11 protein-coding genes are annotated in these 13,263 nt (G+C 69.7%); 8 read left to right on the top strand and 3 right to left on the bottom strand.

What is annotated here, in order from left to right:
- The first annotated feature begins 319 nt into the window (after positions 1-319).
- The 7 genes from VXC91_RS36205 to VXC91_RS36175 all read left to right on the top strand — a co-directional run bounded on the left by VXC91_RS36205 (position 320) and on the right by VXC91_RS36175 (position 8,326).
- Complete coding sequence (locus tag VXC91_RS36205; RefSeq protein WP_329511594.1) at positions 320-2,725, top strand: SpoIIE family protein phosphatase; 2,406 nt, start codon at positions 320-322, stop codon at positions 2,723-2,725.
- Positions 2,726-3,034: 309 nt separating this feature from the next.
- Complete coding sequence (locus VXC91_RS36200; protein ID WP_329511593.1) at positions 3,035-3,883, top strand: MBL fold metallo-hydrolase; 849 nt, start codon at positions 3,035-3,037, stop codon at positions 3,881-3,883.
- 278 nt (positions 3,884-4,161) lie between these two features.
- Positions 4,162-4,887, top strand: a complete 726-nt coding sequence (locus VXC91_RS36195; protein ID WP_329511592.1) for a flavin reductase family protein — start codon at positions 4,162-4,164, stop codon at positions 4,885-4,887.
- 197 nt (positions 4,888-5,084) lie between these two features.
- Positions 5,085-5,570, top strand: a complete 486-nt coding sequence (locus VXC91_RS36190; protein ID WP_329511591.1) for a DUF6841 family protein — start codon at positions 5,085-5,087, stop codon at positions 5,568-5,570.
- Positions 5,567-6,382 (top strand): alpha/beta fold hydrolase, encoded by an 816-nt coding sequence (locus VXC91_RS36185; protein WP_329511590.1) that lies wholly within the window; start codon positions 5,567-5,569, stop codon positions 6,380-6,382. The genes VXC91_RS36190 and VXC91_RS36185 overlap by 4 nt, the downstream gene beginning before the upstream one ends.
- Before the next feature lie 129 nt (positions 6,383-6,511).
- Positions 6,512-7,435 carry an alpha/beta hydrolase gene (locus VXC91_RS36180; protein ID WP_329511589.1) on the top strand — a complete coding sequence of 308 codons (924 nt, stop codon included), beginning with the start codon at positions 6,512-6,514 and terminating at the stop codon, positions 7,433-7,435.
- 33 nt (positions 7,436-7,468) lie between these two features.
- Positions 7,469-8,326 carry an MBL fold metallo-hydrolase gene (locus VXC91_RS36175; protein WP_329511588.1) on the top strand — a complete coding sequence of 286 codons (858 nt, stop codon included), beginning with the start codon at positions 7,469-7,471 and terminating at the stop codon, positions 8,324-8,326.
- A 1,315-nt stretch (positions 8,327-9,641) separates the two neighbouring features.
- On the opposite strand, the gene VXC91_RS36170 is transcribed toward VXC91_RS36175, so the two are convergent.
- The 3 genes from VXC91_RS36170 to VXC91_RS36160 all read right to left on the bottom strand — a co-directional run bounded on the left by VXC91_RS36170 (position 9,642) and on the right by VXC91_RS36160 (position 12,796).
- Positions 9,642-11,945, bottom strand: coding sequence for a 2OG-Fe(II) oxygenase (locus VXC91_RS36170; RefSeq protein WP_329511587.1), 2,304 nt, complete (start codon positions 11,943-11,945; stop codon positions 9,642-9,644).
- Positions 11,946-12,293: 348 nt separating this feature from the next.
- On the bottom strand, positions 12,294-12,539 hold the full coding sequence (locus VXC91_RS36165; RefSeq protein ID WP_329511586.1) for a type II toxin-antitoxin system RelE family toxin: 246 nt from the start codon (positions 12,537-12,539) through the stop codon (positions 12,294-12,296).
- Positions 12,536-12,796: a type II toxin-antitoxin system Phd/YefM family antitoxin gene (locus tag VXC91_RS36160; RefSeq protein WP_329511585.1), complete on the bottom strand. Its 261-nt coding sequence runs from the start codon at positions 12,794-12,796 to the stop codon at positions 12,536-12,538. Before VXC91_RS36160 ends, VXC91_RS36165 begins: the two co-directional genes overlap by 4 nt.
- A 192-nt stretch (positions 12,797-12,988) precedes the next feature.
- Between VXC91_RS36160 and VXC91_RS36155 the strand changes: the two genes are divergently transcribed.
- Positions 12,989-13,263: transposase (locus VXC91_RS36155; RefSeq protein WP_329511584.1), on the top strand; the 275-nt coding region annotated here is incomplete at its 3' end.

Below are 13,263 nucleotides of genomic sequence, written 5' to 3'. Positions count from 1 at the left end.
TGCCTCAACTGGGGGAGGATTCAACAGAGGACCTGTGGGTGAGGCCGGCCCGGCCCGGCCCGCGCACAGAAGGCATGTCCAGTGGTGCCTGGCACGGGACCGTTGAACCGTCGAGGCCTCTTCGGACGCGGGCGTGGTCGAAATGGCACACCCTCTTTCCCGTTCCTGACTCCCTTTTCCCGTCCCTGACTTCCTCGGCCGACGCAGGACGCGCACCGCGAGGCGTTCGGGGCCACGATGTGGCTGCGATGTCGCCAGTGCCCGGCGCGGAGGACACTGGGGGCGTACCGAGTTCTGAGGCGACTGGAAGCTGATGACTATGGGTGCATCTCATGCCACCGAGCGCGGCGGCCACCACGAGGTGGTGCAGACAGAGGACCAGGCGGCCCGCATCCTCGTCGACCACAGGGGCGCGGTGGCCGGTTGGAGCCCCGCGGCCCAGCGGCTGCTGGGCCATGCTGCGCATGCGGTGCTGGGGCGCCCCGCCGCGGACCTGCTGGCCGATGCCGGACCTCCGCCGCCCCCGTATGCAGCCGATGACACCTTCGCCGTCCGGCTGCGGCACGCCAATGGTGCCGTCGTGCCCTGCCGGCTGGACGTCCGGCCCGAACGCACGGGTGGTGCCCGAACACGGTGGGAGGTGACGCTCGCCCCCGCCGAAGAGGCAAGCCCGACGGCGGAACTCGACCACGCCCTCCTGGAGACCCTCTTCACGGTCTCGCCCGTAGGCCTGTACCTCCTCGACCCCGACCTGCGGATCATCCGGTTCAACCCCGCAGCCGAAGGCATGGAGAACACCTCGGTCGCACAAGCCGTCGGCAAACGGCCCACCGAGGTATGGCCGGGCTTCGCCGTGGAGACCGTGGAGCACGTGATGGAGCAGGTCCGGGTCACCAGGCAGCCGGCGATCGCCATCGAGAAGCGGATGCACCCCCCAGGAGACCCCGATCATGAGCACGTCTATTCCGCCTCCGTCTTCCCGCTGGAGGACGATCGCGGCCGGCTGCTGGGCATCGCCGACGCCACCATCGACGTCACCGCCCGCGACCAGGCACAGGAGCGGCTGAACGTGCTGGCGCTGGCCGGCACACGGATCGGATCCACCCTCGACGTGCTCGACACCGCCCGGGGTCTGGCGGAGGTGTCCGTGCCGGGGCTGGCCGACAGCATGGCGGTGGAAGTGCTGGAGCCGGTACTGGCCGGAGAAGACCTCGAACCCGGCCCCGTACGACCCGACACCGTGCTGCGCCGCGCGGCCTGCCGCACCCAGGACGACAAGGACCTTGCAGCGGCCGGCGGCCCGGACACCACCCTGCCACCGGTGAGTGCCGCCGAGGCCCTCGCCGACCTCGAGCCGCGCATCCTTAACCCGCTCAGCGCCGCCGGACGCCGGGCACTGGCCGGCCTGCCCGCGCACCGGCAAAAGGTCCACTCCGTGATGCTCGTCCCCCTCATCGCCCAGAACCGAGCCCTCGGACTTGCCACGTTCTGCCGCTTCCAAGAGCGCAGGCCCTTCGAACGGGACGACCTGACCCTGGCCGCGGAACTCGCCCTGCGCACCGCCGCATGCCTGGACAACACCCGCCGATACCTGCGCGAGCGCAATTCCCTGGCCGCACTGCAGCACGCCCTGCGCCCGGACGGCCTGCCGCCCGAACACACCCTGGATGTGGCGCACGCCTACATACAAGCGGGCTCCGGCGGCGACTGGGTCGACGCCGTACCCCTGTCCGGAGCCCGCGTGGCCCTCGTCGCCGGCCGGGTGCCGGGCCACGGTCTGCAGACCGCCGCAGCCGCGGGACGGCTGCGCGCGGCGGTGCACACACTGTCGGACCTGGACCTGGAACCGGACGAACTGCTCGCCCGGCTCGACGACCTGGCACGCCGGATCGGCAAGGACGACGACCACCGAACGGACAGACCACGACCGGCACGGGACACCGACGGAAACGAAGCCGGCGCAACATGCCTCTACCTGATCTACGACCCCGTGGCGCAGCACTGCTCCCTGTCCAGCGCCGGCCACCCCTGGCCCGTGATCGTGCACCCGGACGGCACCACCGCCCCCCTGCACCAACCCACCAGCGCCCCCCTGTGCCGCTCCGACGGGCCCTTCGAGAAGCTCGACATCGACCTCCCCGACAACTCGATGATCGCCCTGTACACCCCCGGCCTCTTCCAGGAACAGCCCGAGGAGCACACCCGTGCGCGCGCAGCCGGCCTCCTCGCCGGTTACACCGGGCCCGTGCGCCAGGCATGCAGCATGCTGACCGACGCACTCATCCCGGCCCGCCCCCGCGAAGACGCCGCCGTCCAGGTCGCCCGCACCCGCACACTCAGCCCCGCCCGGGTCGTCTCGTGGGACCTGCCCTGCGACCCGTCCGTGGTCTCCACCGCCCGGTCCCTTGTCACCCGGCAGCTCACGACATGGGACATGAGCCAGACGACGTTCACCACCGAACTCATCGCCAGCGAACTCGTCACCAACGCCATCCGCTACGCCAAACCCCCCGTGAGATTGCGCCTCATCCGCAGCCATGTGCTGACCTGCGAGGTCTCCGACGGCAGCAGCACCTCCCCCCGGCTGCGCCACGCCCGCACCACCGACGAGGGCGGCCGGGGACTGCTCCTGGCCGCCCGGCTCTCCGAACGCTGGGGAACCCGCTACACCGACGACGGCAAGACCGTCTGGGTCGAGCAGAGCATCACCGAGCCCGCGATGTGAGGAGCGGGCAGGTGCTGCAGGGGCGGCCGTGCCGGCGCCTGGGTGGACGTCTGGGTGCGGGGGGTGGCGGGCGGCGTGGTCGTGCGACTTCTTCCGTGAGCGGGCCACGCCCGGGTGGGTCGATGCCGTCGTTGGGCCGATTCGATGAGCTGTTTGATAACAACTGTGACATAGGTATATCGCTATTTGCTATGTCGATTGGTGTGGGTACCTTCGGCTGAAGAAAAGGGACTAACCGGGCAAGCTGGAATCACCCTGGCTGGTCGGTCGGATCTCTTGCGGCTACCTCAGAGCCCCAAGGAGACGTTCATGCCGGGAGCATCGCTGGACTGGAGTGTCCACGTCGCGCCCTCGATCCCCACCGAGATCGCAGACGTGCCCCCCGATCTCCCGCGCCGCATGTGGTCGCCCATCACGGCCACGCTGATCACGGGCGAACGCGACGCGGTCCTGGTCGATGCGCTGATGACTGTCGAGCAGGCCGGCCGGCTGGCCGACTGGGTCGCGGCGAGCGGCAAGAACCTCACCACCGTGTTCGTGACCCACGGGCACGGTGACCACTGGTTCGGGCTGGGCACCCTTCTCGAGCGTTTCCCGGGGGCGCGCGCGGTCGCGACGCCGGCTGTGGTGGAGCAGATGAAGAGTCAGATGGCGCCGGAGTTCGCCGCGTCGTTCTGGGACAAGCGCTTCCCCGGTCAGATCCCGGACAGGCTCGTAGCCGCGGAGCCGCTGGCCGGCGACCGTCTGGAGCTGGAGGGCCGCGACCTCGTCGTCGTGGGACTCGGCCACACGGACACCGATGACACCACCTGCCTGCATGTGCCGTCGATCGGCCTGGTGGTGGCCGGTGACGCCGTGTACAACGATGTGCACCTCTACCTGGCCGAATCACCCGCCGAGGGCCGCCGGTCCTGGCTGCGTGCGCTGGACACCGTCGCCGCGCTCGATCCCGAAGTGGTGATCGCGGGACACAAGAGTCCCGACCGCCCCGACGATCCGAAGACGATCGCCGAGACCCGGCAGTACATCCACGATTTCGAAGCGGTGGCGGAGCGCACCACGACCGCTCTCGACCTCTACCGCGGCATGGTGGAACTGCATCCCGGCCGGGTCAACCAGGGGGCGTTGTGGGGCTCGGCCCGGAGTGTCAAGGGGTGACCCGTCGGCTCCGGCGACCCGGCCTGCACAAACGGCATCCCCGGCCCTGATCCTGCGCTGTGAACGCCGAAGTCCACAGCTGATCGGCGTCCGCGGGCCGGCGAGGACACGCTCGCAGCGGCACGGAGCCGGCCGTTGAGGCGGGTGTGTGGTCTTTGATGCGTCCACACCCCCGCTAGACAGAAATAAAAAGTTCAAGGTTATTTTGCGAGGAGGGGTGCGTCGGTGATCTCACCGGCCGTGCCCGACTCATGGACACAACGGTGAGGAGCTCTCACGTGATCATCGACGGACGTGGCCTGGATGCTGCACATGCCTACAAGCTCCTGATCGGGAGCATCCTTCCCCGCGCGATCGCATGGGTCAGTACCGTCTCCACGGACGGTACCGCCAACCTCGCGCCGATCTCCTTCTTCACGGCGGTGGGACGCAAGCCGCCCATCGTCTCGATCTCCCTGCAACCGCGGTCGGACGGGGTGACACTGAAGGACACCTTCGTCAACATCCAGGACACCGGCGAGTTCGTGACGAACCTCGCGGTCCTCCCGCTGGCCGACCAACTGCACCGTTCTGCCTACGAATTCGACTCCGAGGTGGACGAATTCACCGCGCTCGGCCTGGAGAAGGCACCCAGCGAGGTGGTCAGGGCACCCCGGATCAAGCAGGCGCCGATCTCCTTCGAGTGCGTGGTGAACCGCATCATTCCCGTCGGCGACCTGAATGACCACGTCGTATGGGGCGAGGTTGTACGGTTCCACGTCAGGGACGATCTCTATCTCGAGCGCGGGCGCATCGACACGGCGGCTCTGCCGGTCGTGGCCCGCCTGGCGGGCGAATACACCCTCGTGGACAACGTCTTCACCACCCCGCTGGACCAGGACGTGCTCGAGGTCCACGAGAGCCGACGTGCCGCCCGTCTCGACGGCCGTGCGACACAGTGGTCACCCATCGACACCGCCGAGTGGTCTCCCTCCGGGTCCACGAGGCCCCGCGCGGAGGACTGAGAGCGCCGGGGAACCGGAAGCCGGCTCGACCTGGCCGGCTGCGCCCGGTGCGCGGAGGGGGACGGTCCGTTCACCAGAGCAAATTCACCCCTTTGCGGTAAGAGGTAAATATTTTACACTTATGTCTGTATTTGAGTGTGATGCTGGCCTGCCGCGTCCGCGGCGGCCGGCTCGTCCATCCATGGAGAGGTGCAGCGATGGCGCCATCGTCTACCCGGCTCGAACTCGACGAGACGTACAGCGAGATCACCAACTGGTTCTTCGGGTGCTACCTGCCGCGGTGGGTCACGGCCGTGGAGACCTCGGATGACGCCTCCTTCATCGGCGAGTACTGGGCAGCCCCGCTCTGGGTCGCAGACGACAGCGGGCCGGTCGCTCTCGCCTCCACGGCCAAGGAGGTCACCGCATGGTTCAAGGTCACCTTCGACCGCCTGAAGGCCGCGGGCTACACGCACACCGTGGTGCTCGACCGCCGTGCGGTGGCCTTCAACAAGCACGGTGGCGCCATTGACGTCATCTGGTCGCGTCGCCGCGCTGACGAGTCGGAGATCGAGCGCCTGGCTGTGCACTTCGTCATCGCTCGCCGCAGCGACGGGCTGCGCATCGTGGCCATCGAGGCGACCCTCACCGACTCCGGCACGCTGGACGAGGTCTGGCCGGTCCACCGGGGTGAAGGCCTGTGACCTCCGGCGCTCTCGTGCAGCAGTTCACACCGTCGGGCATCCAGTACTTCCAAGCCGGCGACGGTGACGCCGGGCTGCTGGTCTTCACACACGGCTGGCGCGACAGCGCGCTGGGCTGGCAGTGGGCCATCGACGAGCTCCTGCGCTGCGGTGCCACGGCGGGCCGGCGCATCGTCAGCGTCCAGCGCAAAGAGGTCAGCCGCCACGACGAGGACACCGCCGGGCTGCTGGAGGACTTCGCCTCTCAGGTCGTCGAGGTCGTCTCTCACCTGAAGCGGCCGCAGGAGCCGATCGTCATCGTCGGCCAGTCCATGGGAGGACCCGTCGCAGAACTCGCGGCCACCCACCTGTCCGACGCTCTTGCCGGGCTGATGCTGGTGACCCCGGCACCGCTGGCGGGCTGGCCGCTGCCCGCCGATGCCGTGGAGACCTTCAAGGCGGGCGCGCGTGAACTCGACCGAGTCACCGCCGCGCTGGCGCGCACCCAGCTCGCCGTCAACACATCCGACACGACGACGCTGCGCATCATCCTCTCCACCCCGCCGGAGACCGAACGCGCCAGTCTGCAATCCCTGGCCTCGTGGATCGGCGGACATCCGCTGGGGCGTCAGCCGTCGCGCGTCACAGCCCCGACTCTCGTGGTCGTCACCGACGACACCTTCTTCCCCCAAAAGACGCTGGGCGCCGAGGCCGCCGGCCGCTTCGCCGACTTCCACATGGCCGAGGTCCGCGGCGCCGGCCACATGCCCCACCTGGAACGCCCCAAGGAGCTGGCGCACGTCATTGCCGAGTTTCTCGCGACGCTCCGATGAACGGCGCCGGCCGGCTCGCGGGGCCCGGCGCGCACCGCGGGCCGGCCGACCGCCTGCCGCGCGGGGGCTGCAACCACGGGCGCAGGCAACCCGCGCCCCTGTCGCACCACATCAAGGAGACGACGACTGATGGCGCTCGAACGTGAAGAACACTGGATTCCGGCCGAAGGAGGCATCGCCCTGCACGCCCGGGTCCTGCGCCGCGCGGACCTGACGGCGCCCGCCCCGGCGATCACCGTCGCCCACGGCTTCGCAGGCCTGGCCGAAGGCGGCCTGCTGCATTACGCCGAGCGGTTCGCCGAGGCCGGGTTCGTGTCGATCATCCACGACCACCGCAGCTTCGGCCTCAGCGGCGGATGGCCCCGCCAGGACATCGACCCGTGGCGGCAGATCCTCGACTGGCGCCGCGTCATCACCTACCTGCAGGATCTGCCCGGCGTCGACCCCGACCGCATCGGCCTGTTCGGCTCCAGCTACGCAGGCGGCCACGCCCTGGTGCTCGCCGGCAGCGACCGGCGCATCAAAGCGGTCGTCGCCCAGGTGCCGACGATCAGCGGCTACGAGCAGGGCAAGCGCCGCAACCCCAGTGCCGAGGCGACACAGCAGCTCCAGGACCGCTTCAACGCCGACGAACGCGCGCAGATGCGCGGCGCCGAACCCGACCGTCAACTCCTGGTCACCACCGACCCCAACGTGCCGTCGGTCTACAAGGACCCGGAGATGGTCACCTACGAGAACCAGTTCCCGCTGGGGGAGTTGGGGCGCTTCGACCACAAGGTCACGCTGCGCTCCACTCTCAAAGCCCAGATGTACGACCCCGGCGTATGGATCGACCGCATTGCGCCGACGCCGCTGCTCATGATCGTCGCCACCGGCGACACGATGACGCCGACGGACATCGCACTGGCCGCATATGAGCGCGCCGGTGAGCCCAAGAAGCTCATCACCTACGACGGCGGACACTTCGGCGCGTATGTCGACCACTTCGACGAGACCGGCGGCGGAGCGACCAACTGGTTCATCCAGCACCTCACGCCCGCCGCAACCCACTGACGAACACCGGGCACCAAAGGAAAGTCACACACCATGGCATCTGACCTCCGCTTCCACGTCCACGTCGCCGACCCGACCCCCGAACACGGCACACCGCCGGTGCCGCACGGCCACCCATCGGTCGCATCCCCCATGTCATCGACGCTCATCACCGGTGAACGCGACGCCGTCCTCGTCGACACCCCGTGGACACACGAACACATCCGTGTGATCGGCAACTGGATCGCCTCCTTCGAAAAGAACCTGACCGCGATCTACATCACCCACGGCCACGGCGACCACTGGTTCGGCGTACCCGCGCTGCTCGACCGCTTTCCGGGAGCGACGGTGTACTCGACCGCAGCCGCCACCGCGGGCATCAGGAAGCAGCAGGAAACCCGCGGCGCAATGTGGGACGCCCGGTTCCCAGGTCAGGTCTGCGAAGGAGAGGTCCACCCGGAGATCATCCCCGAGCACGGCATCGAGCTGGAGGGCAACGTTCTGAAGGCGGTCGAACTCGGCCACACCGACACCGACGGCACAACCGGGCTGTGGGCACCGTCCATCCGCCTCTTCGTCGCCGGCGACTCGGTCTACAACCACTGCCACCAGTACCTCAACGAGTCCGGCAACGGCGGACTCGACGCGTGGTACCGGGCGCTGGACACCATCGAGGCACTGGAGCCGACGTACGCGGTGGCCGGCCACAAGGACAAGACCCAACCCGACGACGCAGGCGCCGTCCAGCGGACACGAACCTACCTCAGCACCTTCCAACGACTCGCCGACGAGGGCACCCGCACGCCCGAGGAGTTCTTCGACGAGATGATGCGGCTCTTCCCCGGCTACGCCAACCCCAAGGCCCTGTGGCGCAGCGTCGTCGCGGTCATCGGCCCGCCCACCGCCGGGTGACGACCGCGCGCCGCGCCGTGCGGATGCGGGACACCACACACACCGCATCCCCCGCCCGGCCCGCACCCGAGCACGGCGGGGCGGCCGGTGGGGGACAGAACCCAACTCGGAGGTCGCCTTGCCGGGCACGGTCCAGCACACTGGCCCACCCAGGACGACATCGACGCCTTCGTCGGCGACTACGTCCGCCACTCATGGACTTCCTGGCACAGCTGCCCGGCACACGGTGATCGACAGGCCCGGTGCCCAGGACCACACCCGAAACGCCGGGCACCCGAGCGTGCCTCCCACACCCGACGCCCCTGTGCCCCGGCACCGGCGGCTACCCCAGACGGCGCGTGCGGCATGCGGCGGGGCCGGCACCGCCGGGCACGTCAGGCGTGATGCGTCAAGGCGCAGACAACTCCCGGGGCTGGACCGCTGTGCTGTCCCACAAAGAGAGGGAAAACGCGCGCCGGCCGCGGTGTTCGGGGCGACCCACCGTCCGCGGCATCACGACCTTCTGGCCCGCACCCTCATCCAGCACGCCCACGCCCTCCTCCTCGTCGGCCGCTACGAACAAGCATGCACGGCGATGGAGGCGTCGCTGGCCGTACCAGGGGCGAGGCGGTCGCCGGCACAACGGGCGCTCCTGCTGCACCTTCGGGCCCAGGCGCAGTTCAACCTGGGGCGGCACGACGAGGCGCTGGCACCGGCAGGGGAGTGCGTGGCGGCATATCGCCGTCTTGTCCCCACGCGTCGGGAGAGGGCGCTGGGCGGTCTGCCGGGCGCGCTGCGCACGTACGCGCTGGTGTTGGGCGCCCTCGGCCGAACCGAGGAGTCCGTGGCCGTCTACGAGGAGTGCGCTGGGCTGCTGCGGGCCACGCCACTGCGGGAGCTGTCACGCGTGCTGTTGGTCCGGGCGCGCGTGCTGGGCGAACTGACCTCCGGTTTACGGGACTTGGGCCGGTACGAGGAGGCCCTGACCGTCGGCCCGGAGGCGCGGGAGGCGGCCGACCGTGTCCTGGCGTGGGCCTTGCCCGACGCCGTCCGGCCGGTGCGTATCCGGCTTCTTGCGGACCTGGCCCGCTGCCACGAGGCCACCGGAGACCTGCCCACGGCACGTACGACCGCCGACGAGGCAGTCGCCGAGGCGCGCACCCTGACCGACCGCAACCGGCCGGCGGGGCAGCGATGGCTGACCGTGACGCTCGACTGCCTGGCAGACCTGCTCGGCGAACTGGGGGAACACGCCGAAGAGCTGAGCACCCGCACGGAGCCGGCGGACCTGCACGCCGATCTCGCCGCCGAGCAGCCGGAGGTCTACCAGAAAAGCTCAACACGGTCCGGCGGGGGAGGCGTTCCAGGCCGAAGCCAGCCAGGTCAGGTCGGCGTCGGCCCGGCGGCGGGCGGTCTGCTCGCGGGTGAACAACTGCTCGGTCTTGGTCAGCACGAGGGTGTACGGGCGTCCCTGCCGTCTGGTCTGGTGGCGTACCGAGAGCTCGGCTGAGTCGATCTTGGTGTGCACGTGCCGGCGCCCGTCCTTTGCCAGCGGCCATTCCAGGACGCGCCGTGAGCGGGAAGCGAGGAACGTCTCCAGGGTGGCGCACAGTCCGCAGCCGCAACCGGTCCAGGCGATCGACCAGTCGTCCGCGGCACGTGGCTGTCGTGCGGTGATCGCGCGGAGCCGGTCCGCGCAGTCGCGCGCGAGCGCGTCGAGCCCTGCCGCGCGCCGGGTGTCCGTCGGCAGCGTCTGCGCCGCATGGCGCAGCATTGGTATCAGACATTCCAGCACTGTGTCCGCCTGGGCGCGCAGCACTGCCAGGATCTCGGCCCGCTGCTCCTGGCCGGCGGCCTGCAGGAGGCGTTGCAGTGGCAGGCTCAGCTCCTCCAGACGGGAGCGGCGGGTCTCGGCCGGCCCGGTGGTGGACCACAGCTGCAGGTCGCCGGCCAGCGCGGTCCAGGCCCCGGCGCACAGCAGCCGCGCCATCGCTGTACCTGGGCTGGAGGAGCGCAGCGCCGTGCACAGATCCGGCAGCCCCTCGGTCCACTCGTACCGGTGCGGCTCGTAGCGGTACCGCGGGTCGAACCAGCCGTCGACGACCTGGCGCAGCCATGCGGTGCCGTACCGCTCGGCCGCCGCAGCCAGAGCGCCCGCGTGGTCCGGCCCCAGTGCGCCCACGTGGAACGGCTCCAGCAGCATCGCCGCGCTCTCTGCCGCACCCAGTCCCGCGGCCACGTGCAATGCGCAGTCCAGCAGCTCGGGTCGGGCACCGGTGTGCTTCCAGAACGGGGCGAGGGACTGTGCGGCGGTGCGTGCCCCGTCCAGGTCTCCCTGCTCGATGCGGTCGCGCAGTTTCTCCAGGGCCCACCGCCCTCCGGCCTCGCCGCGCGCCGCGAACGCGCGCTCGCGCGGCCACACGACGACGGCGGCCCTTCTGTACCATCGGTCCAGCGTGTTGCCGTAGTTGCCCATGTAGCCCTCGTACTGGGACTCATAGGGTGTGAGGTCCGAGCTCGGGGTGCTGACGCAGGCCTCGTAGTCGTGGACGGACAACGAGATCGGCTCGCCGCCGGTGCCGTCCGGGCCGCTCCACCAGTCGAGGGTGATCTCGTCGTCGATCAGGTCCTGAACGACATAGTCGTCGTCGGTTGCGGGATCCTCGTCCTCGTCCTCTTCGTTGTACCCGTAGTAGTCGTCCCAGGGGGCGTCACCGGCGGGGTAGGCGTCCCAGGTCTGCTTGACCTCGGCGAGGGCGAGCACCGATTCGCAGCCGGCCTGCCCGGCGGCGGCGCGCAACAGCGCGGCACGCTCGGCGTCGGTGCCCTTGAGCCGCTCCCAGCTCAGGCCTCGCTGGGTGTACTCGTGGTCGAGCAGATACACCAGCCGGTTCGGCGGGTCGAGGTCCCGCGTCGCGTAGCGCTGCCTGACGGGCGTGCTGAAATGCTGGTCCAGGCAGTGCACGAGCTCGGTGAGCGGACCGGTCTCCTGCGCCAAAACCCCAGGCTCGGCAAGCAGGTTGAAGGTCAGGGTCGCCCGGTACCCGGACCGGACCGGGGTGACCTCGTGCCGGCAGTCGGCGTAGAAGGCGACGAGGGTCAGCTCCGTCTTCGAGGCGCGGTGGGTGCTGCGCTGCCCGGCATGCTCGATGACCAGTTCTCCGCCGGTGTGCGCCGAGGGCAGGGAAAGCACCAGCGTGCCCACCATGGCGTCGTCCTTCTCCGAATCCTGATGGGGGAGGAAGAACTGGCCCTTGCCGTACACCAGCAGCGCATGCGGCTCGGCCCGCAGGCGGGCCGTCGTCGGGAGCCCGAGCTCGTCGCGGAAATGCTCCAGCGCGCTACTCAGCAGCGCCGACCAGGAGGGGCCTGCCAGGGTGATCTGATCCGGCGCGATCTGCCAGGTGTCGCGGACGCTGGTGTCGCTCAGTGTTTCCTCGCCCCGGCCGAACAACGCCGGGCGCGCCACCGCGATCAGCTTCTTCGCCTGCGGCGCGCGCAATGGAAGACTCACCGGCCCGACACCGGCCACCTCGAGCCCGAGCATGTGCGCGGGGGCCTTGAGCTGGGCGCTGAAGGCCCTCGCCTGCTTCGACCCGCCGAGCAGTTCGGCCAGCCGTTCCCTCGCACTCCCCGCCACGCGTGCTCTCCCAGCCTCATCCGGTGCGCCACCCTCAGCCCGATCCTACGGCTCGCAGAGACCGCAGACGGCCGGGCCGCAGGGGCCCGCGCCCGGTGCGCTCCCGGCTCCGGGGTGCGGTCAGGATCTGATCACCGCTGACGCTTCCGGCCTGACCGCGTTGTTCGACAAGGAACACAAGCACGGCGCCGAGCTCACCCGCAGCGCCTTGCTGCACGCACGCATGACCCCGTCCCGCAACCGCTGAACACCACCCTGGGCGCTTCTTCCGTCTGGTCCCGGCCCGGGAGATGTCCGGGAACACGGATGGGGGCGGCCTCGTGCAGAGGCCGCCCCCATCCGTCGTACTCAGCGCAGACGTCCGAGATGAATCACGCTGACGCGGACCTGCTGGTCGCTGATCTCGTACAGGACGCGGTAGCGGCCGACGTGGATGCGCAGGACGTCGGCGCTGCCGAACGCGCCCTCGGGGCGCGGGTCGTCGGCGAGGCGGTCGACGGCGGTGAACACATGCCGCACGCCCTGAGGGTCGTCCTTGGCGAACCGCTCCGCCTGAGCGAGGGCCTCGGGCTCCCAGATGACTTCGTAGCTCACGCCTCATCTCCGCCGAATACGCGGCGGTACGCCTCGGCGTGCGGGACTCCAGCGTTCTCGCCCTGCGCCTGGCGCGCGCGGTAGGCGGCCAGGGCCCGCATCTCCTGTAGTTCGAGGGCGTCGGCGGGGCTGACCAGTATGGCGATGGTCTGGCCGTGATCGGTGATGGCGACCGGTTCACGGGTGGCGCTGACCTCGCGCGCGATGGCGCCCAGCCGGGCGCGGGCTTCCACGATTGAGTAGGTCGTCTCCGTCATGAACACCACCTTACACAAGTGTACACATCGGCAGGGGCGGCACCCGCGAACACCTCTGCGGGTTTCGACCGCGCTTTCGCCAACGGGCCGCTCGCTCGACGTGCTCACCTACGCCGACACGCGCCGCAGCGAACGCGCCGATGAGGTTCCCCTCGTAGCGTGAGTCCGTGACAGCAGGGGATGTTGGTCGTCATGGCAGAGAAGCGTCGCAAGTTCACGGCGAAGTTTCGTGAGGGGCCGGTACGCATCGTGACGGAGACTGGGAAGCCAGTCCCCGAGGTCGCGAAGGACCTGGGGATCAACGAGACGACCCTGGCGAGCTGGGTCTCACGGGCGAAGCGGGCCGAGAAGGCCAGGCCGGAGGACAAGGACGCGTTGATCGCCCGGCTGACGGCTGAGAACGCGGCGTTGAAGTCCGCTTCCGGTGGACCAAAGACCTTCCGGTCGGCAAGCGTGCCAACGCGGAT

This window comes from Streptomyces chiangmaiensis, assembly GCF_036281785.1.
GTDB classification, from domain to species: Bacteria; Actinomycetota; Actinomycetes; order Streptomycetales; family Streptomycetaceae; genus Streptomyces; species Streptomyces chiangmaiensis.
Note: the sequence above shows the minus strand (reverse complement) of the source record. Positions and strands in the feature narration are given on the sequence as shown.

Excerpts from the sequence above, each read along its gene's own strand:
- VXC91_RS36205 (WP_329511594.1), top strand. The coding sequence starts at position 320 with ATGGGTGCATCTCATGCCACCGAGCGCGGCGGCCACCACGAGGTGGTG.
- VXC91_RS36200 (WP_329511593.1), top strand. The coding sequence starts at position 3,035 with ATGCCGGGAGCATCGCTGGACTGGAGTGTCCACGTCGCGCCCTCGATC.
- VXC91_RS36190 (WP_329511591.1), top strand. The coding sequence starts at position 5,085 with ATGGCGCCATCGTCTACCCGGCTCGAACTCGACGAGACGTACAGCGAG.
- VXC91_RS36180 (WP_329511589.1), top strand. The coding sequence starts at position 6,512 with ATGGCGCTCGAACGTGAAGAACACTGGATTCCGGCCGAAGGAGGCATC.
- VXC91_RS36175 (WP_329511588.1), top strand. The coding sequence starts at position 7,469 with ATGGCATCTGACCTCCGCTTCCACGTCCACGTCGCCGACCCGACCCCC.
- VXC91_RS36160 (WP_329511585.1), bottom strand. The coding sequence starts at position 12,796 with ATGACGGAGACGACCTACTCAATCGTGGAAGCCCGCGCCCGGCTGGGC.